At 74.8% G+C, this 21460-nt stretch carries 15 protein-coding genes; 12 read left to right on the top strand and 3 right to left on the bottom strand.

Annotated features, from left to right (window positions below; genetic code table 11):
* Positions 1-92 precede the first annotated feature (92 nt).
* From ACFYMU_RS22105 to ACFYMU_RS22060, 10 genes are all read left to right on the top strand, one after another.
* Positions 93-1778, top strand: coding sequence for a BTAD domain-containing putative transcriptional regulator (locus ACFYMU_RS22105; RefSeq protein ID WP_388375657.1), 1686 nt, complete (start codon positions 93-95; stop codon positions 1776-1778).
* A gap of 145 nt (positions 1779-1923) precedes the next feature.
* A complete protein-coding gene (locus tag ACFYMU_RS22100) occupies positions 1924-4173 on the top strand; it encodes a TOMM precursor leader peptide-binding protein (protein WP_388375654.1) in 2250 nt (749 codons plus the stop codon).
* Positions 4163-6166 carry a TOMM precursor leader peptide-binding protein gene (locus ACFYMU_RS22095; protein ID WP_388375652.1) on the top strand — a complete coding sequence of 668 codons (2004 nt, stop codon included), beginning with the start codon at positions 4163-4165 and terminating at the stop codon, positions 6164-6166. Before ACFYMU_RS22100 ends, ACFYMU_RS22095 begins: the two co-directional genes overlap by 11 nt.
* A 63-nt stretch (positions 6167-6229) precedes the next feature.
* Positions 6230-7813 (top strand): nitroreductase family protein, encoded by a 1584-nt coding sequence (locus ACFYMU_RS22090; protein WP_388375649.1) that lies wholly within the window; start codon positions 6230-6232, stop codon positions 7811-7813.
* A 49-nt stretch (positions 7814-7862) separates the two neighbouring features.
* Positions 7863-10679 (top strand): lantibiotic dehydratase, encoded by a 2817-nt coding sequence (locus ACFYMU_RS22085; protein ID WP_388375753.1) that lies wholly within the window; start codon positions 7863-7865, stop codon positions 10677-10679.
* 5 nt (positions 10680-10684) lie between these two features.
* A complete protein-coding gene (locus tag ACFYMU_RS22080) occupies positions 10685-11779 on the top strand; it encodes a lantibiotic dehydratase C-terminal domain-containing protein (protein ID WP_388375647.1) in 1095 nt (364 codons plus the stop codon).
* A complete protein-coding gene (locus ACFYMU_RS22075) occupies positions 11776-13047 on the top strand; it encodes a site-2 protease family protein (protein ID WP_388375644.1) in 1272 nt (423 codons plus the stop codon). Before ACFYMU_RS22080 ends, ACFYMU_RS22075 begins: the two co-directional genes overlap by 4 nt.
* Entirely contained in the window at positions 13044-13967 is a 924-nt protein-coding gene (locus ACFYMU_RS22070) for an ABC transporter ATP-binding protein (protein ID WP_388375641.1), read from the top strand. The genes ACFYMU_RS22075 and ACFYMU_RS22070 overlap by 4 nt, the downstream gene beginning before the upstream one ends.
* Positions 13964-14719, top strand: a complete 756-nt coding sequence (locus ACFYMU_RS22065) for an ABC transporter permease (protein ID WP_388375638.1) — start codon at positions 13964-13966, stop codon at positions 14717-14719. The genes ACFYMU_RS22070 and ACFYMU_RS22065 overlap by 4 nt, the downstream gene beginning before the upstream one ends.
* Positions 14716-16743 carry a TOMM precursor leader peptide-binding protein gene (locus ACFYMU_RS22060; protein WP_388375636.1) on the top strand — a complete coding sequence of 676 codons (2028 nt, stop codon included), beginning with the start codon at positions 14716-14718 and terminating at the stop codon, positions 16741-16743. The genes ACFYMU_RS22065 and ACFYMU_RS22060 overlap by 4 nt, the downstream gene beginning before the upstream one ends.
* Positions 16744-16806: 63 nt before the next feature.
* On the opposite strand, the gene ACFYMU_RS22055 is transcribed toward ACFYMU_RS22060, so the two are convergent.
* Positions 16807-16965: a thiazolylpeptide-type bacteriocin gene (locus ACFYMU_RS22055; protein WP_388375633.1), complete on the bottom strand. Its 159-nt coding sequence runs from the start codon at positions 16963-16965 to the stop codon at positions 16807-16809.
* Positions 16966-17277: 312 nt separating this feature from the next.
* Between ACFYMU_RS22055 and ACFYMU_RS22050 the strand changes: the two genes are divergently transcribed.
* The gene (locus ACFYMU_RS22050) at positions 17278-18576 is read left to right on the top strand and encodes an amidohydrolase (RefSeq protein ID WP_388375630.1); all 1299 of its coding nucleotides are present in this window, start codon (positions 17278-17280) and stop codon (positions 18574-18576) included.
* Between the two features lie 180 nt (positions 18577-18756).
* On the opposite strand, the gene ACFYMU_RS22045 is transcribed toward ACFYMU_RS22050, so the two are convergent.
* Positions 18757-19833, bottom strand: a complete 1077-nt coding sequence (locus ACFYMU_RS22045) for a DUF6745 domain-containing protein (protein WP_388375627.1) — start codon at positions 19831-19833, stop codon at positions 18757-18759.
* 54 nt (positions 19834-19887) lie between these two features.
* The gene (locus ACFYMU_RS22040) at positions 19888-20214 is read right to left on the bottom strand and encodes a hypothetical protein (RefSeq protein WP_388375624.1); all 327 of its coding nucleotides are present in this window, start codon (positions 20212-20214) and stop codon (positions 19888-19890) included.
* A 227-nt stretch (positions 20215-20441) separates the two neighbouring features.
* Between ACFYMU_RS22040 and ACFYMU_RS22035 the strand changes: the two genes are divergently transcribed.
* Positions 20442-21398 carry an STM4015 family protein gene (locus ACFYMU_RS22035; RefSeq protein ID WP_388375622.1) on the top strand — a complete coding sequence of 319 codons (957 nt, stop codon included), beginning with the start codon at positions 20442-20444 and terminating at the stop codon, positions 21396-21398.
* Positions 21399-21460: the final 62 nt, after the last annotated feature.

Here is a 21460-nt window from a genome sequence, read left to right as displayed (position 1 = left end):
AGGCACAGACCGACGCGATGAAAGAGCCGCTGCCGGAGTCGGCGGGGCCGACGGGATTCAGAATTCTCGGACCGCTGGGTATCACGGACGGGGTGGAAACGGTCGTCCTCCAACTGTCCAAACCCGCGACCCTCCTCGCCGCCCTGTTGCTGAATGCAAACTCGGTCGTCTCCACGGAATTCCTGCTGCGGGCCGTGTGGGGGGAGGAACAGCCCGCATCCGCGAAGACGGCCCTGCACGCCTGCGTTCTGCGACTGCGGCGGATCTTCGCCGGCCATGGAATCGCCAACAGCACCATCGAGGCCGTCCCCGGCGGATACCGGATCGCCGCCGACGCCGAGACCCTCGACCTCATACGTTTCGAGGAACTGCTCCGGTCCGCGGCCGCGGCCGCGGACCCCCAGGACGAGCTGCTCGCACTGCGCGAGGCGCTCTCGCTGTGGGAGGGACCCGTCCTCGCCAACATCCCCTCCGAGGTGCTGCACCGCGACGAGGCGCCGCGGCTCAACGAGGAGTGGCTGCGGGCCACCGAGTGGCTGTACGACGTGGAACTCGCCCTCGGGCGCTGCCGGCAGGTGATCTCCGAGCTCTGGCGGACGACTCGGGCGCATCCCGGGCACGAGCGGTTCTGGGAGCAGCTCATCGAGGCGCTGTACCGGACCGGCCGCCAGATGGAGGCGCTGGCCGAGTACCGCCGGGTCAAGCTCTACCTGCGGGAGGAGCTGGGCGTCGTGCCCGGCCCCGCACTGCAGAGGCTGGAACGGGCCATCCTGCACGGCGAGGACCTGGACCCGCGGGGGTCCCGTCATGGCGCCGCCCCGTCGCCCGCGGTCCTCACGCCGCCCCCGGCGCCCGCGCCCGAGTTCGCCCCGGTGCCGGGCCCGGTCTCCGGCTTCACCGGCCGGGACGAGTGCCGGGAGATCGCCTCCCATCTCACGGCGGAGCGGTCCGGCACGGCGCTGGTGGTGATCTCGGGGGCGCCGGGGGTCGGCAAGACCGCCCTGGCCCTGGAGGTGGCCGACCTGGTCCGCGGCCACTTCCCCGACGGCTGCCTGACGCACACCCCCGGCCGGGGGGCGCAGGCCTCCCCCGCCCTGGTGCCGCGCGGCCGCACGCTGCTCGTCCTGGACGACGTGACGGCGGCCGACCAGGTCCGGCCGCTGCTCGACGCGGGTCCGGGCAGCGCTGTCGTCGTCACCACCCGGCTGAGCCTGGCGGGCCTGGTGGCCACGCACGGCGGCCGGGTCCACCGCCTGCAGGCGCTCGACGAGGAGCAGTCCGTCCTGCTGCTGGCCACCGCCCTGGGGCCCGACCGGGTGGCCGCGGAACCCGAGGCGGTGCGTGGACTGGCGGCCCTGTGCGGGCACTTCCCGATCGCCCTGCGCATCGCGGCGGCCAGGCTGCTCACCCGGCCGCGACTGCTGGTCAAGGACTGCCTGACGTGGCTTCGGCAGGACCCGTACGGCCGGCTGTCGATCGCGGACGATCCGCAGATGTCGGTCGCCGGGCTGCTCGGCCGCGCGTTGGAGCGGCTGGACCCGGACACGGCCCAGGCGTTCCTGCGGGTCGCGGCCGCCGTGCCCCGCCCCTTCTCGACCGGCGACGCGGCGGCCGCCCTGGGGCTGCCCGACGCGGAGGCCGAGGAGGTCACGGAGCGGCTGGTGGACGCCGGGCTGGTGGAGGAGGCCGGCCTGCCCGGCACCTACCTGATGCACGACCTGTTACAGCGGTTCGCCCGGGAGATGGGGGCGCGGTCGGCAGCCGCGGCCGTCCGCTGACCCGGACGGCGCCAAGGGGCCGAACCCCGCGACACGCTCACACGCCTCGGCCCGCTGCCGGGTCGGGCCCTTCCGGTCCTCGGCCGTACCGGTCCGACCGGTCCTCGACATATGAAGCCGTCACCTCTACAGAGATGTTGCTGACATGGATGAAGCCTACGAGGCGATCGCCCGGACGCGGCCGCGGATCCGTCGGGACGTACTGTTCACCGAGACCCCTCGGGGGGTCCTGTTCCACAACGCGGACGGAGGATTCCATCTGGAGGGCCGGACGGCCTACCGGTTCGCCGCCCTGATGGTGCCCTTCCTCACCGGCGACCACCGGGTCGCCGAGGTCTGCGCGAGCCTGGGCGAGAGCCAACGGGCCATGGTCACCCGACTGGTGAGCGCCCTGTACGAGCGGGGCTTCGCCCGGGACGTCCCGGTGCGCGACGAGGCGGCTCAGTCGCCGGCCGAGCCGGTCGCCCGGCGCTTCGCCGCCCAGATCGCCTACGTCGACCACTACATCGACGGCGCCGAGGAGCGGTTCGAGCGGTTCAGGCGGACCCGGGTGGCGGTGGTCGGCGAGGACCTCGTGGCCCGCTGGTGCGCCCTCAGCCTGATCCGCAACGGCATCGCCCGCGTCGGTGTGTCACCCGGCCTGGACGCCCCGGAGAACGCCCTCTCGGAGGTGCGGGCCGAGGCCGCGGAGCTGACCGGGCAGGACTGCCCGGCGGAGCTCGCCGTCCTCGGCACCGCCGACGAGGCACGCCTGCTCGAGTGGGCGGACCTCGAGGGCTTCGACGTCGTGGTGACGACCGGCGGCGGGCCCGGGCCCCGGCAGCTGGTGCACCTGCTGCGGACCGGCGTCCCGGAGGGCAGGACCCTGCTGCCGTTCTCGGTCTTCGGTGACTCCGCCGTCGTCGGCCCCGCCATGACGTCCGGCACCACCGGCTGCTGGTACTGCGCCGCGCTGCGGCTCGGCGCCAACGGCGACCCGGGCACGGCCGCGGACCTGTGGAGCGCGGTCGCCCTGGGCACCCCCGTACGCGGCGCCCGCCGGCCCGGGCGGCCGCTCTCGGCCATGCTGGGCAACCTGCTCGGGTACGAGGTGTTCCGGCTCGTCACCGGGGCGCTGCCGGCCGAGACCGAGGGGCAGGTGGTCCTGCAGGACCTGGACTCCCTCGACACCACCACCGAACCGCTGCTCCCCCACCCGTGCTGCCCCCACTGCTCGGCCGCCGACGCGGAGGAGCCCTGGCCGGACGGCGCCCGGGAGCTGCCCGAGGCCCCACGGGCGGCCGCGGCCGGGCAGCCGGTCGAGGCCCAGGCCGAGGCCGAGGAGCTGGTGGGGCGACTGAACGCCCGGATGGACCTGGTGCGGCCCTTTACGGGGGTGTTCCGCCGGTTCACCGACGAGCCCTGGACCCAGACCCCGTTGAAGATCGGCTCGCTGAGCCTGTCGCTGGGCGGCACCGTCCGGCGGGAGATCGCCGCCTTCGACGTCCACACGGTCGCCGGGGCCCGGCTGCGGGCTCTGGACACCGCGGCCGCGGTCTACGCCGAGCACGTGGTGCCGCCGCGCGGGCTGCTCACCGGGGCCGCACTGGCCGAGGCCCGCGACCGGCTGCCCTCCGTGGCGCCCGGGGCGCTGTCCACCGCCAGCGGCACCGCGCCCGGCACCGACCGCGTCGGCCACTGGACGGTGGCGGTCTCCCTGCTCACCAAGGAGGAGGCACTGGTCCCCGCGGCGGCGGTACGCACCTTCGGGGAGCACAACACCGAGCGGCTGTGCGTGCCGACCAGCGGTGGCACCGGGGTCGGCGGCACGCCGGCGGAGGCCGCAGCCGCCGGACTGCTGTCGGCGCTGGCGTACGACTCCCTGCTGCGGGCCCTGCGGCGTACCGGCCCGGTGTCCCTGGTGGCACCGGAGCGGCTGTCGGCCGACGCGGAGCTGACCTTCCTTGCCGCCTCCGCCCGCAACCTGGGGCTCGACCTGGAGCTGCTCGACCTGGGCGAGGCCGGGCGCTCCGGCGCCCATGTGCTGCTCGCCCGGGCGCAGGACCCCGAGCGCGGCGGCTGGGCCTGGTCGGTGGGCGGCGCGCTGGGCCGGCGGGCGGCGGCTTCGGTGGCCGTCCGCGACCTGCTGGGCTCGGTGCAGCTGCGCCGGGACCCGGAGTGCGCCGGTGCGGTCGACACCGGCGACCCGCTGCTCGCGGACCTCGAGCCGGCGGCACTCGCCGTCACCGCCGAGGACGCGCCGCGGCCGGACGCCACCTGGGAGGACCTGCTGAGGCGGCTGCGCGAGGCGGGTCGGGACGCCCTGGCCGTCCGCACCGGCTCGGCCGACCTGCGGGCGGGCGGGCTGAGCGTGGTCAGGGTGCTGCTCGCCGGTGGCGGTGCCGATGCCGACTGAGGTCGCGGCCGGGCCGCAGGGGGCGTTCACCGCCGCCCTGGCCGGTCTGCTGCGCGAGGAACTGGCCGGGCACGGCTGGGAGTCGCCGCGGGTGTCGGTCTCGGCGCTGGGTCTGCGGGACGAGTTGGCGGTCGGCGTTCCGAAGGACGCGGCCGCGGCCGGCGCCCCGGAGGACGGGACGGAACTGCCGGTCCAGGTGTACGGGCACCACGCGCTGGTCGGCCCGCTGCCCAGGGGCGGCGCGACCGGGCGGGCCCGGCCGTGCCGGCTCTGCCTGGGGCGGCGCTGGCAGTCGGTCCGGCCCCGCTGGCTGCGGGACGCGCTGGAGCTGGGTTCGGGGACCACGGCGGCCGGGACGCCCGCGTACGCCACCGCGTTCGCCGCAGCCGCGGTGTCCGCACTGGCCGCGGCACACCGGGAGGGCACGTCCACGGACCGTGGGGACACCGGCGGCGGGGACACCGGCGGCGGAGGCGCGGACGGCGGGCCGGTCGCCGATGTCTACATGGTCGACCTGCGGACCCTGCGGGTGACCCGGCATCAACTGCTCGCGGACCCCGGGTGCCCGGTGTGCGGGCGCAGCGAACCGGACGACCGGCGGCTGGCCGAGATCGCGCTGCGCAGTGCCCCCGAGTACGCGCCGGGCGCCTTCCGGGTGCGCGGCATCGGGGAGTACGACCTGCCGACCGGGGCGCTGGCCGGCCCGGTGTGCGGGGCGCTGGGCTCCGCCACGGTGCACGACCTGGGGTCCGTCTCCACCTCGGCGGTCCTGGGCGCCTTCTCGATGCGCTCCGGGGAGTACCTGCGGGAGACCTTCTGGGGCGGGCACGCGGACAGCTACGCGACGAGCACCCGGATCGGCATGCTGGAGGGGCTGGAGCGGCTCGCCGGGATGCGGAGCCGGGCCAGGGCACCCCGGGTGGTGGCCTCACTGGAATCGCTGGGCGACGAGGCGCTGGACCCCCGGGTGTGCGGCCTGTACTCGGCGGACTTCCACCGGGCCAATCCCCACGTGGTGCCGTTCTCCGCGGACCGGGAGATCCCCTGGGTGTGGGGGTGGTCGCTGCGCGACCGGCGTCCGCTGCTGGTGCCGGAGATCATGGCGTACTACCACACGCCGGGCCTGGAGAACCGGTTCGTCCAGGAGAGCTCCAACGGCTGCGCCTCGGGCGGCTGTCTGGAGGAGGCCGTCTACTTCGGCCTGATGGAGGTCGTCGAACGGGACGCCTTCCTCCTCACCTGGTACGGCCGGGCCGCGCTGCCGGAGATCGACGCGGCCGGCAGCACCGACCCGCACACCCGCCAGATGACCGACCGGCTGGCGATGTACGGCTACGAGGCACGGTTCTTCGACGCCCGGGTGACCTTCCGCGGCATCCCCGTCGTGGTGGCGGCGGCGATCAGGCCCGACGGCGGGCCGGGCACGCTCTGCTTCGGCGCGGGCGCGAGCCTCGACCCGGAGGCGGCACTGCGCGGCGGACTGTGCGAGATCGCCACGGACTCGGTCAACCTGCAGGGCAGGTTCCGGCGGGACGAGGCCCGGCTGCGCTCGCTGGCCGCCGACTTCGACCTGGTGCGGACGCTGCACGACCACCCGTTGGTCTACGGGACGCCTCAGATGGCCGCGCACGCCTCCTTCCTGCTCGGTGAGCCGGGCGAGCCCCGCCCACGACGGCAGCCCATGGGCGAGACGTACGCCGCGGTCCCACGGCGCTCGGGTGATCTGCGCGAGGACCTGGAACGGTGCCTGGCGGAGGTCACGGACGCCGGCTTCGACGTCGTGGTGGTCGACCAGACCCTGCCGGAGCAGCGCGACCTGGGGCTGTGCACGGTCAAGGTGTTCGTGCCCGGCCTGATCCCGATCGACTTCGGGTGGGAACGCCAGCGGGCCCTGCTGATGCCGCGCATGCGCACCGCGCTGCGGGAGGCGGGCCTGCGGGACCGTGACCTGCGGCCCGAAGACCTCAACCCCGCTCCGCACCCCTTCCCCTGAGTGCACTCCGGCGCATCGCGCAGCCGAGCGTGCTCCCCCGCACCGCGCAGACAAGGACATCCCGTGGGTTTCGCTCATGAATACGCGGCCGCCATCCTGGCGCGCGGCCGGGTCCGTATGGAGCCGGCCGACTTCGCCCCCGACTGGTCGGACCGCCCGCGCAAGGCCAAGTTCTACCCCGAGGCCGAGGCGTTCCCGCTGCCGGACGGCGGCCTGCCGCCGGACGGCACGGTCCAGGAGGGCCTGTATCCGACGCAGGCCCCGGCGGGGCGCTTCACGCTGCCGCTGCTCTCCGGCATGCTGCTGGACTCCTACGGCCAGCTCGGCCGCCGCCTGGCGGTGCACGCCAACACCGACCTGGCCGAGCTGCCGTTCTATCCGCGGGCCAACTGGTTCCGGGGGGCGTCCTCCGGCGGCGGCCTGTACCCGGTGAGCATCTACTGGGTGTGCGGGGCGGGCGGCGCGATGACGCCGGGGGTGTACCACTACTCGACCGCCCGGCACGCCATGGTCCGCCTTTCGGCCGGGGACGTCTCGGGGGACGTGCGGGAGGCCCTGGGCGGCCTGCCCGCGGCGGAGGGGGTCGGCGACTTCCTCGTCCTGGGCGTGAAGTTCTGGCAGAACGCCTTCAAGTACAACAGCTTCTGCTACCACGCCGTCAGCATGGACGTCGGCGCGCTGCTGCAGACCTGGCGGATCTGGGCCGTGGCCCGGGGCCTGCCGATCACCCCGGCGCTGTGGTTCGACGAGGAGCGGCTCGGCCGCCTGCTGGCGCTCTCCCCCGAGGAGGAAGGCCTGTTCGCGGTGGTGCCGCTGCCCTGGCGGGCGGAGCGGGCGGCCGCGCCGGCGGTCGGCACCCTGCCCACGGCGGTCCGGCACCGGGACCGGGAGCGGTCCCGCCGGGTCCTCGCCTTCGAGACGGTGCGGCGCATCCAGGCGGCGACCCTGGAGGGCGCCGCGGCCCGGCCGGCCCCGAAGGCGTTGGACGGCGCCGCCGCCCGCCCGGCCGAGCCGGCGGGGCAGCGGTGTCCGCTGCCGCCGCCGACGCCGCTCGACACCGGGGTCCGTGACGTCCTGCGGCGGCGGCGCAGCAGCTTCGGGCGGTTCCGGGCGGGGCGGCCGATGAGCGCGGCCGAGTTGTCCACGGCGCTGGCGGCGACCGCGGCGACGGGGGCGCACAGCGACGCCGAGGGTCACGGCGAGGCCCGGCTGGCCAAGCTGTACGCCTTCGTCAACCACGTCGAGGGCATCGCGCCGGGGGCGTACGAGTACGACCCTGTCGGCCGGGAGTTGCGGCTGGTCAAGCCGGGCCCGCCCGGCGCGTTCCTGCAGAAGAACTACTTCCTGGCCAACTACAACCTGGAGCAGGCCGGCGCGGTGCTGGTGCCGACCGTGCGCACGGCAGCGGTGCTGGACGCGGTCGGGGACCGCGGCTACCGCCTGGTGAACGCCACGGTCGGCGCGATCGCCCAGACCCACTACACCACCGCCGCCGCGCTGGGCCTGGCCGGTGGTGTGGCCCTGGGCTTCGACAACCTGTCGTTCATCGAGGAGCTGGGGCTGCCGGAGGGTGAGGCGCCGCTGATCATCATGCTCATCGGCCACGAGCGGCCGGGGGCGGCCGACTTCCGCTACGAGATCGCCTGAGCGGGCGGGGAGAGGAGGCGGTGCCGTGACCGCAGAGACGGCCGAGCGGATGCCGGGCACCCGGCCGGCAGGGCCCGGAGGTGGCCCCGAAGAGGAGTGGTCCCTGAGGGAACGGTTCATGCTCCGGGTCGCGGGTCTGCCCATCGAGGCGGTCCAGGGGCTGCGCTGCCCCGGCAGCAGCCGCTGGGCCGAGGAGGTGCTGGCCGAGGAGGAGCGGCTGGGCTCGCGGGGCGCGGCGATCAGCGACCGGCTGCACCCGCTGGTCGCACAGGTCGACGACGACGGGCTGCGACGCGGGCTGATCCGGCTGCGCAGAAACGTCTTCAACGGCCGCCCGGCAGACGACCCGGCGGTGCTCGCCGCGCTGCGCTCCGCTCCGCATGCCGGGCTGGCCGACGACGTCGTCCGATGGGAGGAGCAGCGCGCCGCTCTGGCTCAGCTGCGCGCGCGAGGCCCGGCGGTGCTGGCCGCCGACCTGGTCCTGGCCCGCACCGAGCTGCGCCGCCTGGCCGGCGACGAGCGGCTGCGCAGGGGCCTGCAGCTGGCCTCGCCGGTGCTGGCAGGGCAGTTGGACGCCTTCGTGCGGCACGACCCGGCGCGGCCGCCGGACAAGCGGCGGCGCAAGGTCGAACGGTCGCTGCTCGCCTACGTGTACCGGATGGCCTGCAAGACCAGCCCGTTCAGCACCTTCACCGCGGTGGCCGCGGGCCGCTTCACGCCGGAGCCCGCACCGGAGGCGGCGGAGGCGCACGTCGTGCGGGTCGCCGACGAGTGGTCGAGCCATCCGCGGCTGAACGTGGTGGCACTGTCCCGGCTCGCCGACCTGATCCTGGCCGACGCCGAGCGGCGGGGCGACCTGCCGGTCCGGCTGGCGTCGGGCTGGGGCGAGGACGACGACCGGATCCGCTACGTCCGCCGGTCGGTCATGCTGGGCGACGACACGGCGGCGGTGACCCTGGACACCGCCCGCGACCGGGTCTTCTTCCTGCGCCGCAGCGGCACCCTGGACCGGCTGCAGCGGTTGTTCGGGGAGCGGCCGTCGGTCCGTTACGGGGAGATCTCCGACTGGCTCTGCCGCGATCAGCGGGCCGAGCCCGAGGAGGCCGGGCGCTATCTGTCGGCGCTGGTGCAGCTGGGCATGGTGCAGGTGCCGTGCCTGTCGGTCGACGTGCACAGCCCCGACCCGGCCCGGGACTTCCAGGCCGCCCTGCGGGCACTGGACCGGGACTGGGCGCGGCGGCTGGCCGACGCCCTCGACGGCCCGGTCTCCTGCCTGGACCGCTACGCCGGGGCCGACGCCGCCGAACGCGGCCGCCTGCTGGCCGAGCTGCGCGCGGGCCTGCAGGCGATCCAGCGGGAGCTGGGCGACGAGACGGCGACCCTGCCGCAGACCATCCTGTACGAGGACGTACGGGCCGGCGGCGGGAGCGTCTCCCACCGGTTGCCGAAGGAACCGGCGGACGGGGCGGGGCCGCACCGTTCGCTGCGTGTGCTGGAGCGGGCGCTGCAGGCGTTCGACCGGACGATCGCCCACCGGATCACCTTCAAGGGCTTCTTCCTGGCCCGCTACGGCGCCGGCTCCCGGTGCGACGACGTGCTGAAGCTGGTGCACGACTTCCGTGAGGACTTCTACGACCAGTATCTGACGGTCAGCAACCGCCGGAAGGCGTTCGACGCGGAGGGCGCGTACGTGCCCGAGGCCGACTGGCTGCACCTGCCCGGGATCGCGGCGCTGGACGAGGCCAGGCGGACGTTCACCGGTGAGCTGCGCCGGCTGTGGCAGGAGCACGGGGGCGAGGCGGAGGTACGGCTCGGCGAGGAGGCGCTCGCCGCGGTGGCCGACCGGCTCGGCGAGGTGGCGCACGTCTTCAGCCCGCGGACGCACTTCGTGCAGCCGGTGCACCGCGAGGACGACCCGCACCTGGTGCTCAACCAGTCGTACGGCGGGCTCAGTTTCCCGTTCAGCAGGTTCACCCACTGCTTCGACGGTCCGGCGGCCGGCCCGGACGGAGATCTCTCGGACCTGCTGCGGAGCGCGGCGGCCACGGCCCGGCCGGCCGGGGCGGTGCTGGCCGAGCTGACCGGGGGCTTCGCCACCACCAACCTCAACCTGCACGGCCGGCTCGCCGAGTACGAGATCGTCTGCACCGGCGAGACCAGTTCGGCGCCGGCCGACCGGCAGCTGCCCGTGGAGGATCTCTGCCTGGAGCACGATCCGGTCGCCGACCGCCTGGTGCTGCGGTCGAAGCGACTGGACCGGGAGGTGGTCCCGGTGTACTTCGGCTACCTGGCGCCGCAGATGCTCCCGGAGATCCCGCAGACCCTGCTGCTGCTCTCCCCCACCTGGATGATCCCGCTCGACGTCTGGGGCGGGGTGCCGGAGGGCCCCGCCCGTGACGGGGTGACCGTACGGCCGCGGATCCGCTGCGGCGACGTGGTGCTGAGCCGGCGCACCTGGAAGGGCCCGGTCTCGGTGCTGCCGCTGCGCACCCCGGGGACGACCGACGACGCATGGTTCCTCGGCTGGCAGCGCTGGCGCCGCACCCACGGGGTGCCCGCCCGGGTCTACGTCACCGTCGGCGCCGCGGGCGGCCGGGGTGCGGCGGCCCGGGCCACCCGCGGCAAGCCGCAGTACGTGGACTTCGACAGCCCTCTGGCGCTGGCCGTGCTGGAGAACCTGTTCGCCTCCCCCGAGGACCTGGTCCACCTGCAGGAGGCCCTTCCTGACGAGGACGACCTGATCACCCGTTCCGGCCGCGGCTCCCACGTGGCCGAACTCGTCCTGGAGACCCTGACCGTGCGCCGGCCGGGCGGCGCACCCACCTCCCCGGCCCCGGCCGGCATCCCCAGCGAGGCCGTCGAATGACCGAGATGACCGACACGACCGAGACACCCCCCGTGCCCCCCGGCGGGCCGGGCGGACAGTGGCAGGCCCTGCACATCTTCTACGCCGCCAACCCGCGGCCGCTGCTGCTGCAGTGCGTCCGCCCGCTGGTGGACGGCCTGAAGGCGGAGGGACTGCTGGAGGGGTACTTCTTCATCAACTACTGGCTGGAGGGCCCGCACATCCGTCTCCGGCTGAAACCGGCCGCGGAGGCCGCCACCGAGGAGGTGCGGGTCCGCGCGCAGCGCGCGGTCGGCGACTTCCTGCGGGCCCGGCCGGCGCTGTACGACGTGGAGGCGTCGGGGTTCCGCGCCGAGATGTACAACACCCTCTTCGGGCTGGAGTACCGCGAGGAGGAGAAGGGGCGGTACCTCGGCGCGGACGGGCGGATGAGGCTGCGGGACAACAACACCTGCAGCTTCGAGCCGTACGAGCCGGAGTACGGCAAGTACGGCGGACCGGCCGGCGTGGCGCTCGCCGAGTGGCACTTCGGGCACTCCAGCGACCTGGTGATCGACGCGCTGGGCACCCTCAACCTGCACCTGCGGACGGTGGCGCTGGGCACCGCCGCCCAGCTGATGCTGGTGATGGCCGGTTCGTTCCTGCGCGACCGGGACGCGGTCACCGAGTACGTCGACGCCTACCACCGCTTCTGGCACAAGTCCTTCGCCGGGACGGACCTCATCGGCAGCGAGGAGTACGAGAAGGGCTACGAGGCCATGCCGGCGGGCCTGGGCCGCCGGTTCGGGTCGGTGCTGGAGGCCATCTGGCAGCGGGAGACCGACCGGCTGCCGGCCTTCCTGCGCGGCTGGGCCGCGCACTGCACCGAGTCGGCGCGGCGCGCGGCGGACCTGGCCGTCCGCGGCGAGTTGGTCTTCCGCCCCTGGGACGACAGCCGCGACGAGCGGGTCACCGATCCCGCGCACGCGCTGCCGCGTCTGCTGTTCCCCTACATGCACATGACCAACAACCGGCTGCACATGACCATCCGGGACGAGGCGTACCTGTCGTACGTGCTCGGCCGGGCCCTGCGGGAGGAGCAGGCGGCGGATCCGGCCGCCCCGTCGGGCGGTCGGGGATGACCGCCGGGGCGCCGTCACGGGCGCTGGCCGCACAACGGCCCGCGCTGCGCCCGGACGTGATGCTGAGCGGCCCGCTGCTGGACGGCTCCGCCACGGTGCACCTGGTCGAGGTCGGGCGGAGCGGCCGGTCGTTCCTCATGGGCGACAAGGAGTACTTCCTGCTGGCCCGGCTGGACGGCGAACGCACGCTGGGCGAGCTCGGCGAGGAGTACGCGCGGCACTTCGGCCGCCGGCTGGGCGACGCCAACTGGGCGCAGCTGCTGCGGCTGCTGTGGACCAAGGGCCTGCTGGCCGGGGCGCCGGACGCGGCCGTGGAGCCAGAGCCGTCGCGGCGCGGGGTGCTGGCAGGCACGTTCGAACTGGTCCCGGACGCCACCGCGCTGACGGACCGGCTGCTGCGGGTGGCCGGCTTCGCGCTGCGGCCCTGGTTCCTGCTGCCGGTCCTGCTGCTGGCCGCGGCGATGGAGGCGCAGGTCGCCGCCGGGCTGGGCGGCTACCTGCGGCAGAGCCGCCCGCTGCTGCACCAGCCGGCCTCCCTGGTGGCCGTCGGCTGCGCGCTGTGGCTCAGCTCGGCGTTCCACGAGCTGGCGCACGGGGTGGCCGGACGCCGTTTCGGCGCACGGGTGAGCGGGATGGGGCTGCGCTGGCGACTGCCGGTGGTGATCGCGTACTGCTCGGTGGACGGCCTGCCGTACCTGCGCTCGCGGTGGCAGCAGGCGGCCGTGTCGGTGGCGGGCACGGTGGCGAACCTGTTCTTCCTGCTGCCTTTCTGGGCGCTGCACGCCGTGCTGCCGCACGGTGCCTCGGCGCGGTCGGCCGTCGCCGGGCTGCTGCTGGCCGGCAGCGCGCTGGCGCTGGTCAACCTGGTCCCGCTGCCGCCGTTCGACGGGTACAAGATCGTCGGCCAGGTGCTGCGGGTGCACCGGCTGGCCTCGGGCAGCGGCCGCTACCTGGCGCTGCGGGCCGCCCGGCTGCTCGGCCGGAGGACCGGTGCGCCGGGCGGCACGTACTCCGGGCGGGCCCGGACCGTGTACACCGCCTACGGCATCGGCGCGGTCCTGCTCCTGTGCGGCGCGACGGCGGCCGTGACGGCCGTCTGCGACCGGGCCCTCGCCCCGCACCTCGGGGCCTGGGTGGACGTCCTGCCGGGAGGACTTGCCGTCGTCCTCCCCGTGCTCAACGCACTCGGCGGCAGGTGGCGCGGGCGAGGCCCGACCGCGCGTACGGCACCGGAATCCCCATCCACGAAGAGGTTCGAAGGAACATGACCGAGACAGCCGGAGATCCGGCACCCGCAGTGGTCCTCGAGGCCGTGCGCAAGAGTTACGGCGGCCGGGAGGCGGTGGCCGGCATCTCGCTGCAGGTGCGGCACGGGGAGTTCTTCGGACTGATCGGTCCGAACGGCGCGGGCAAGACCACCCTGGTCGAGATCATGGAAGGGCTGCGGCAGGCCGACTCCGGCACGGTCACCGTGTTCGGCGAGAGCCCGTGGCCCCGCAACACGGCCCTGCTGCCGAGGATCGGCGTGCAGACCCAGTCCTCCGCCTTCTTCGCCCGGCTGACCGCCCGCGAGCACCTGCGGACGGTGGCCGCGCTCTACCGGACCGACGACGACGCCGCGGAGCGGGCGCTGGCCCTGGTCGACCTCACCGACCGGGGGGACCAGCGGATCGAGGCGCTCTCGGGTGGCCAGCGGCAGCGACTGGCCATCGCCGCCGCGCTGGTCCACGAGCCGGAGCTGATCTTCCTCGACGAGCCCACTGCGGCCCTGGACCCCCAGGCGCGCCGCTCCCTGTGGAGCGTCCTGCGGACCCTGAGGTCGCAGGGGCGCACCATCGTCTACACCACCCACCACCTGGACGAGGCCGAGGCGCTGTGCGACCGGGTGGCCATCGTCCGGGCCGGCCGGGTCGTGGCGCTGGACAGCCCCGGCCGGCTGCTGGACGCCCTGGGTGCCCCCACCCGGCTGGTGATCCCCGCCGACCGGATCACGGTCCAGGAGGCCGCGGACATCGGCGGGGTCGACCGGGCCGTCCTGGAGGGGATGTCCGTGGTCATCGAGACCCGCAGTGCCGGCCGGGTGCTGGCGGCGGTGGACGCGGCCGTCGGCCTGGAAAAGGTGCAGACACGCACCGCCACCCTCGAGGACGTCTATCTCGCCCTGATCGGATCGGAGCAGAACGCGTGAGCGCCTACCGCGCCCTGACCAAGGCCGGCTACCGGGCTGCCTACCGGGACAAGACCACCATCTTCTTCACCTTCGCCTTCCCGTTGATCTTCCTGGGCATCTTCGGAACGATCTTCCGCGACGAGCCGCCGGGCAAGGACGGGCTCAGCTCCATCGCCCACATCGCCCCCGGCGTGCTGTCCTGGGGCCTGGCCAACGCGGCCGTCTTCGGCACCGCCTTCACCCTGGTGCAGTGGCGGCGCGACGACCTGCTGCGGCTGATCCGCCTGACGCCCACCTCGCTCGGCTCGGTGCTGGCCTCCCGGTACGTGCTGTCGCTCGCCGTCGCCGCGGTGCAGGCGGTGCTGTTCGTGGGCGTGGCCATGCTGCCGGTCTTCGGCCTGCGCCTCGGCTCGCACTGGCCGCTGGCCGTCCCGGTGCTGGTGGTCGGCATCACCGCCTTCCTGGCCCTCGGCCTGGTCATCGGGTCGCTCGCCAACACCCCCGAGGCGGTGTCCGCCGTCGCCAACTGCGTGATGATGCCCATGGCGTTCTTCTCCGGCGCGTGGATCCCGCTCGACACCCTGCCCGGCTGGATCCGGACGCTCTCCCGCGTGCTGCCGCTCCGCTACCTCAACGACGCCTTCACCGGGACCGTCGCGGGCCACGCCGGACTGGGCGGCGTCGCCGCCTCCTGCGGCGTGCTGCTGGTCTTCACCGCCGTCCTGGCCGGCGCCGCGCTGCGCATGTTCCGCTGGAGCAACGCGTCATGACCACCGTGATCGGGACCGCCCCGGACGACGACGCGCCGCCGGACGCCCCGCCGGACGCCCCGCTGGAGGCCGCCAGGCTGCAGCTCCAGCAGGCACTGGACGAGTGGATCTCCCGGACCGGCCCACTGCCCCCCGGAGCCCCGGGCCCCGTGGTGGTGCCGCTCGGCACCGCCGACGCCGGCGCCTTCGACGGCGACCCGTACCGGAGCCTGCGGCGCCGGGCCAACGTCCACCTCGCCGCCGACGCGGTGCTCGTGGGCCCCTGGGGCGGCGCCGACGACGACACCGCCGCGTGCGGCAACTGTCTCGCCCTGCGCTGGCAGCGGCTGCGCTCGCGGTCGCAGCGGGAGGCCCTGGAGACCGGTGGCGGCCTGCGGGCGGCGGGAGGGTGGCCGCTGCTCACCGGCTACCTGGTGGACCCGGTGTGGGCCCTGTACCAGCAGCGGATGGTGCCCGGCGCTGCGACCGCGCCCGCCCGGCCGGCCGACGACCCTCGCGCCGCCGACCCGCGCGCCGCCGCCGACCTGTCGCTGCCTCAGGTCAGCCGACTGGACCTGGCGACCCTGCGGGTCGAGACGGTCCCGCTGCTGCCCGACCCGCTCTGCCCCGTCTGCGCCCGGCCCGGGCCCGAGCGGGCCCCGGACGCCGTGCTCGCCCTGCGCTCGCGTCCCAAGCCGGCCCCCGGCGTCCACCGGCTCCGGCCGGCGGCGAGCTACCCCGTCCCCACTCGGGCGCTGGCCAACCCGGTGTGCGGTGCGCTGGGCGCCAGGGTTCATCTCAACGTGACCTCGCCGACCACCGCACCGGTGTCCGGCGCCGCCTTCGTCCGCGGCTACGCCGGGCTCACCGATGTGAACTGGAGCGGTCAGACCAACGCGTACGCCTCCAGCCGCGACCTTGCGTACCTGGAGGGCCTGGAACGGTACGCCGGCACCCACCGGCGCCGGGGCACCCTCCCGGTGGTGGACTCCTGGGAGAACCTGCGCGAGGAGGCCCTCGACCCCCGCACGTGCGGGGAGTACGCACCGGAGACCTATCGCGACGACCCGGCGGTACGCCCCTTCGACCCCACCCGGGCGATCCCCTGGGTGTGGGGCTGGTCCCTGCGGGACGAGCGGGCCCTCCTGGTGCCCGTGCGGCTGGTCCACTACAGCGCGCAACTACGGGACGACGGCTTCGTCTTCGAGTGCTCCAACGGCTGCGCCACCGGCAGTTGCGTGGAGGAGGCGATCCTGCACGGGCTGCTGGAGCTGATCGAGCGGGACGCCTTCCTGCTCCACTGGTACGGCGGGGGCGCGGCGACGGAGATCGACCTCTCCGGTCTGGAGAGCGGTCCTGTGCGGGCCATGGCCGACCGGGCGGCGCTGCGCGGCTACCGCCTGCACGCCTTCGACAGCCGGGTGGACCTCGCGATCCCGGTCGTCACCGGCCTCGCGGTCCGCCGCGACGGCGGCCCGGGCCATCTGTCGTTCGCCGCCGCGGCCGCCTTCGATCCGGCACAGGCGGCGGAGGCGGCGCTGTCCGAGGTGCTCACCTACATCCCGCACCTGGCACAGCAGGTCCGCGACCACCGCCCCGCCCTGGAGCGGATGGTGGAGGACTACGACGAGGTCAGGCACCTGCCGGACCACGCGCGGCTGTTCGGGCTGCCGCAGATGGCCCGCCACGCGCGCACCTACCTCGAACCGGCGGCCGTCCGCACGGCCGGGGAGCTCTACGGCGACTGGGAGGGGGTCAGGCCCCGCTCCGGCGACCTGCTGGACGACCTGCGGTACTGCCTGGACCGGCTGGTGGGCGCCGGTCACGACGTGGTCGTCGTCGACCAGACCACCCCCGAGCAGGAGCGCGTCGGGCTGCGCACGGTGGCCACCATCGTGCCGGGGCTGCTCCCGATCGACTTCGGCTGGCGCCGGCAGCGCGCGCTGCGGATGCCGCGGCTCCGCACCGCGTTCCGCCGCGCGGGGATGCGCGGCACCGACCTCGCCGAGACCGAGATCCGCCGGGTGCCGCACCCGTTCCCCTGACGTGCGAGGCCCCCTCGGCGGACGACGGGCGTCACCGAGGGGGCCTGCGGCAGACCGTGGAGGTCAGGCGCTGCAGCTGGTGGTGCTGGTGGTGGAGGAGCAGGTGCTGGTGGAGGAGGCCAGCTCGATCTCGGTGGCGTCCGAGTAGTCGGAGAGCTCGAAGGTCTCCGACTCCAGCTCCAGGATCTCCTTGGCGAGGGTGTCGAGGTCGGTCTTGGCCATGGCTGCCTCCTTGGGGGTGGACAGGACCTCCGGCGGTTCCGGGGCCCTCCTGCACCGGTGCCATTCCAGCAATCGCCGCTGGCAGATCACCCTCTCCTCTGCTGACCACCCGCTGACGCCCCGCTGACGCCGGCTCCGTCGCCGGGCCGCCGCCACGGCCGACCGGCCCGACCGCCTCCGGGACATCGGGCCCCGGCCCCGATCACCGAACCCCCGACTCTCTCCCTCGCCGCCCCAGTCCCCACTCCCCAAGTCCCCCAGTCCCCCAGTCGCCAATTCCCCAGTCCCCCCGTCCTCGAGGAGCCGACGTCGATGAGCACCACCACCCCGCCCATGGACCGCGTCCCGGCTCTCACCGCGGACGTCCTGGTCCCGGCCGCCTCCCTCTACCTCGACCTGCACGGCAACCCCGAACTGTCCGGTGCCGAGCAGCGCACGGCGGAGCGCTTCGCCGATCGGCTGGCCGAGGCCGGCTGCACGGTCGCCACCGGCGTCGGCGGGCACGGCGTGGTCGGCCGGCTCGGCGACGGCGAGCGACCTGTGGTCATGCTGCGCGCCGAACTGGACGCCCTGCCGGTCCGCGAGGACACCGGACTGCCCTACGCCAGCACCGCCGTCTGCCGCACCACATCCGGCGAGGAGGTACCGGTGATGCACGCCTGCGGCCACGACCTGCACCTGGCGGCGGCCGGGGGCGCGGCCACGGTGCTAGCCCGGCTCACCGACGCCTGGCGCGGCACGGTGCTGGTCGTGGGGCAGCCCGCCGAGGAGACCCTCACCGGGGCCAGGGCCATGCTGGAGGACGGGCTGTACTCCCGGTTCGGTGTGCCCGACGTCGTGCTGGCCCAGCACGCGGCCACCCTGCCGGGCGGGACGGTGGCGCACGGCCGCGGGCCCGTGATGGCCTCGAGCGTCGACCTCCGGATCACCGTCCACGGGACCGGCGGACACGCGGCCTCCCCCCAGCTGGCCGTCGACCCGGTGGTGGCGGCCGCCGCGATCGTGCTGCGGCTGCAGACCGTCGTCTCCCGGGAGGTGGGACCCGCCGAGCCCGTGGCGCTCACCGTGGGCTCGCTGCACGCCGGGGCCCGCAGCAACGTGATCCCGGACCGGGCCGAGCTGGGGGTCACCGTGCGCGGCTACTCGGACGCCGTGCTGGACCGGGTGTCCGCGGCCGTGCGGCGGATCGTGCGCGCCGAGTGCGCCGCGTCCGGCTGTCCGCGCGACCCGGAGGTCGTCGAGGTGTCCCGGTCCCCGGCGAACGTTCCCGACCCGTCGGCGACCCGGGCGGCGCGGTCCGCCCACGAGGCACTGCTCGGCGCACGGCGGGTGACGGACTGGCAGCTGTCCATGGCCGCCGAGGACTTCGCGCTGTTCGGCCCCGCCGGGGCGGCACTGCACGGTGCAACGGGCGTGCGCACCGCGTACTGGATGCTGGGCACCGTCGCCCCGAAGCGGTGGGCGGCGACCCCGGGGACCTCGGCCGCCGAGAAGGTGTCCGGCCTGCCGTCGAACCACTCGCCGCGGTTCGCCCCGGACCTGCGCAGCGCACTGCCCACCGGGATCTCCGCCATGGCGGCGGCCGCCCTGGTACACCTGGGCAGCCCCTGAGCCGGGAGGGCGTGCCGGACGCCGTACTCCTCGGCGGGCGGGTGCCGCACGGCTCGCAGCACGCCCTCGACCGCGGCTCGTGCCCTGCCCGCGGACCCGCCGCCGGGAACGCCCACCGGCCCCGGCGGCGCGCCGGTGCGCCGGTACGCCGGTACGCCGGTGCGCCGGTGCGCCGCCGGGTCACGTCTCCCGTACGGGTGCGTACGCCTCGGGGCGCAGGCCGAACGTCCAGGCGACCCCCTCTCTGGCCTCCCGTGTCGTCGGGGGCACGCGGAGCCAGTAGGTGCGGTGCGTGCCGTCCGGTTCCGGGGTCGAGTTGAGGACCTCGACCATCACGACGGGCTCGTCGCCCGGGAGTTCGATGCTCCAGAGGATGCCGGTGCCGTCCCGGTGGAGGGGCCGGGCGCCGGAGTCGCTCAAGTAGCGGTCGTAGCCGTAGTACTCGAGCATGACCCGCCGCAACTCGGCGTTCTCCTCCGCCCTGATGTGCTCCGGCGTCAGCGTGGGGAGCGTCTCCAGGAAGGCGCGGGGCACCGGCATGCCGCGCCAGGCGTACAGGGCGAAGCCGTCGGGGAAGGCCAGGGCGGGACCGTCTCCGTGGTCGAGCCGGCCGGCCTCGTCGCGATGCAGGGCCACCGGGCGCTCGCACACCACCGCCGCCTTCTCGAACGGCCACCACCAGCCGGCGCTGCGGCACACCTGCGCCAGCCCGTCGAGCGGGGGCCCGTCGGCGGCGAGGGCCGCCAGCCAGGGCGCGTCGTGCTGTCCGAGTACGGCGTCCAGCAGGATCAGCCGGATCTCGGTCACGGCGCCCGGGTCGTCGGCGGCGAGGTCGTCGAGCACGCCCGCACGGATCCGGTCGACCAGCGCCTGGGTGGTGTCCCACAGCCGGCCGCCCGTCGCCGACCAGTGCTCCGACCAGCCCGCCGCACCCAACTCCTCGTGCATGCGGCGCCGTTCGGCGGCCCACGGTGCGGTGCGCACCGCCTCGCGCACGCTCCGTCCCGGGTCGGCCAGGTCCCGCACCAGCGTCACGCCCTCCCGCGGCGACCGGGCCCAGACCACGCGCTCCGGCTCCGCAAGCCCGGCACGCCGGTACGCCCGCCGTATGCCGGCCTCCGCCGTCGCCCGGTCCGCGGGCAGGACGGCCGCCGCGCACTCCCGCCAGGGCCGCACCGCGTCCGCGCGGGCCCCGCCGCCGTCGCCGCCGGATCCGCCGGCCGTCGTCACCTCGGTCGCCTCCACCGCCGTGGACATCCTCGACTCCTCCTCCGTCACCTCTGTCGCTCCACCCACGCCGATCACGCGCCGTCAGTCCGCCACGATCCGCACGGACCCGGGGACGTACTCCCGCTGCCGGATCACGCGGTACCACCCCTTGGGCAGGGGGATCGCGGCGTGCTCCTCGTGGACGACCCGCCCGCCCTCGGGCAGGTGCAGCAGCAGCGGCCCGAACGGCCCCGGCTCGCTCACGAGTTCACCGGGTCCGACGACCGCGTGGGCATGGCCGGTGACCTCGCCCAGGGCCAGCACGAGCCGCCCCCGCGCGTCCCGCGGTTCCTTCGGCGCGTGCGGGACGTGGGGCGGCACCGCCTCGTCCGCGACGGGCACGATCAGCACGTCTCCCTGCCGGTACATGGTTCTCCCCTCCGGCTCGGCGCGCCGCGCACCGCAGCCATGCCGAGACCGTACGGGCCGCCACTGACAACGGGCCGGGACGGGCGCCCCGCGCAGCGCGCTGTCAGTGGCTGTTGCTAGAACTGCTGCACACGTCGCGAACGGCGCCGCACTGCGGCGTCCCGGATCGCCACGCCGGCACCACACCGCACCCGAACCCGACCCGTTGCACGTCAGGAGCAGTCCGCATGGCCATCGGTAGCCACCTGGAGGAGCTGTACGGCCTCCCCGCCTTCACTTTCCCCGGCCCTGACGTGACGGCGGAGCTGCCCGAACCCGGCGCTGTCGCCTGGCGCGTCACCGTCGACATGTACGAGTGCGAGGAGGAGTGGGAGGACGCGTTCGCACGCTTCTGCTCCGCCGTCGACACGACTCAGGTGCGTGCCCTCGTCGTCGGCGCCTGGACGGAGGCGTACGACACGGCGCCGACCGCGGTCGTCGAGGCCCTGCTGGCGGCGCGTGACCGGCTGCCCGCGCTGCGGGCGCTGTTCTTCGGTGACATCGTGTTCGAGGAGTGCGAGATCTCCTGGATCCATCAGACGGACGTCTCCGGACTTCTGACCGCTTTCCCCGCGTTGGAGGAGTTCGGCGTACGCGGGGGGACGGGGCTGGGTTTCTCCGCGCTGCGTCACGAGAAGCTGCGCAGACTGACCGTGGAGACCGGCGGTCTGCCCGCCGACGTCGTCCGCGGCATCGGCGGCAGCGAACTGCCCGCGCTGGAGCACCTCGACCTGTGGCTGGGCACCTCGTGGTACGGCGCCGACAGCGAGGCGTCCGACCTGGCGCCGATCCTGTCGGGGGCGCGGCTTCCGCGCCTGCGCCACCTGGCCCTGCGCAACAGCGAGATCCAGGACGAGGTGGCCGCGGCCGTCGCGGCCGCCCCGGTGGTCGCCCGCCTGGACGTGCTGGACCTGTCCATGGGCACCCTGAGCGACGAGGGCGCCGCCGCGCTGCTCGCGGGCCAGCCGCTGACGCATCTGACATCCCTCGACCTGCACCACCACTACATCAGTGAGCCTCTGCGGCAGCGCATACGGGAGACGCTCGAACCCGCAGGCGTCGCGGTGAACCTCGACCCGGACGACGCCCACCAGTACCAGGAAGACGACGGCACGGTCCACCGCTATGTCGCTGTCGGCGAGTGACCCGGGCCCCGGCGCCACGGTCCCGCGGGACGGCGACAGGGGCGGGGACCGCGGCAGGGGTG

It is taken from the genome of Streptomyces sp. NPDC007264, from assembly GCF_042869095.1.
In the GTDB taxonomy this organism is placed as follows: domain Bacteria; phylum Actinomycetota; class Actinomycetes; order Streptomycetales; family Streptomycetaceae; genus Streptomyces.
This window is presented reverse-complemented; position numbering and strand designations above follow the sequence as displayed.

Bases quoted from the DNA above. Each gene is read 5' to 3' on its own strand.
- ACFYMU_RS22080 (WP_388375647.1), top strand. From the start codon at position 10,685: ATGACCGACACGACCGAGACACCCCCCGTGCCCCCCGGCGGGCCGGGC.
- ACFYMU_RS22085 (WP_388375753.1), top strand. From the start codon at position 7,863: ATGCCGGGCACCCGGCCGGCAGGGCCCGGAGGTGGCCCCGAAGAGGAG.
- ACFYMU_RS22045 (WP_388375627.1), bottom strand. From the start codon at position 19,833: ATGTCCACGGCGGTGGAGGCGACCGAGGTGACGACGGCCGGCGGATCC.
- ACFYMU_RS22060 (WP_388375636.1), top strand. From the start codon at position 14,716: ATGACCACCGTGATCGGGACCGCCCCGGACGACGACGCGCCGCCGGAC.
- ACFYMU_RS22035 (WP_388375622.1), top strand. From the start codon at position 20,442: ATGGCCATCGGTAGCCACCTGGAGGAGCTGTACGGCCTCCCCGCCTTC.
- ACFYMU_RS22075 (WP_388375644.1), top strand. From the start codon at position 11,776: ATGACCGCCGGGGCGCCGTCACGGGCGCTGGCCGCACAACGGCCCGCG.
- ACFYMU_RS22055 (WP_388375633.1), bottom strand. From the start codon at position 16,965: ATGGCCAAGACCGACCTCGACACCCTCGCCAAGGAGATCCTGGAGCTG.
- ACFYMU_RS22040 (WP_388375624.1), bottom strand. From the start codon at position 20,214: ATGTACCGGCAGGGAGACGTGCTGATCGTGCCCGTCGCGGACGAGGCG.
- ACFYMU_RS22095 (WP_388375652.1), top strand. From the start codon at position 4,163: ATGCCGACTGAGGTCGCGGCCGGGCCGCAGGGGGCGTTCACCGCCGCC.
- ACFYMU_RS22050 (WP_388375630.1), top strand. From the start codon at position 17,278: ATGAGCACCACCACCCCGCCCATGGACCGCGTCCCGGCTCTCACCGCG.
- ACFYMU_RS22070 (WP_388375641.1), top strand. From the start codon at position 13,044: ATGACCGAGACAGCCGGAGATCCGGCACCCGCAGTGGTCCTCGAGGCC.
- ACFYMU_RS22100 (WP_388375654.1), top strand. From the start codon at position 1,924: ATGGATGAAGCCTACGAGGCGATCGCCCGGACGCGGCCGCGGATCCGT.